Source organism: Oleiphilus sp. HI0067, from assembly GCF_001635735.1.
Map to the genome: position 1 here is coordinate 1 of NZ_LWFI01001579.1, position 732 is coordinate 732.

At 43.3% G+C, this 732-nt stretch carries 2 protein-coding genes; both read right to left on the bottom strand.

Annotation, left to right across the window (positions count from 1 at the left end):
* Positions 1-440 (bottom strand): molybdopterin-dependent oxidoreductase (locus A3739_RS25760; protein WP_156502845.1); only part of this gene is annotated, 440 nt, incomplete at its 3' end.
* A 57-nt stretch (positions 441-497) separates the two neighbouring features.
* The coding region (locus A3739_RS25765) for a carbonic anhydrase (RefSeq protein ID WP_304440318.1) at positions 498-732 on the bottom strand (235 nt) is incomplete at its 5' end.

Consider the following 732-nt stretch of genomic DNA (forward strand, 5'->3'; position numbering starts at 1 on the left):
ACGAAGTGATGCGGCAATTGGTCTAATGAAGTGGCCGAAAAATTACTCTTAGTTTGTAATGCCTTTCTGAGTAATTTGCCATGCGTTAAATTACCGTAGTTATGGACGTTTGGGTTACCTGCATACACGGCAAGACTGTCGTTACCATGTTCACCTTGAAGCGCCGCGACTCGCTCAGCGATCTCTGAAAACGCCTGTTCCCAAGGAATTTCTACCCACTCGCCATCCACTCTCTTGATCGGTTTTTTAATACGATCTGGATCTTCATGTAAATCTTGCAACGCAATCGCTTTCGGACATATGTGACCTCGACTCAAGGGGTCATCTTTATCTCCTTTAATGCTGAGGATCTGATCACCTTGTGTAACAATATCTAAGCCACAGATGGCCTCGCACAAATGACAAGCTCTTTTATGGGTAATCTGGGGTAAGTCAGTCATAGTTACCTTATTATTTTTGTATTTACAGAGCGCTTTTGCTCTATAGTTATTCTTCCATTAGCAATCGTGATTAGAGCCGCATTGATCTTGCTCAACGATCATTGCTTTTGCTAGATCTTTGTACTTTTCTTCCACCGACACAAACTTGGCCAAACTTTCGTCGTATGCTCTAACATCGCCACTGCCAATATCGTAATACCAAGCATGCAAAGTTATTTTTCCGGTTGCGAGTTTTGCTGCAACCTGCGGATGCGTCACCAAGTGCTGAGTTTGAAGAAGTACGTTCTGCTCA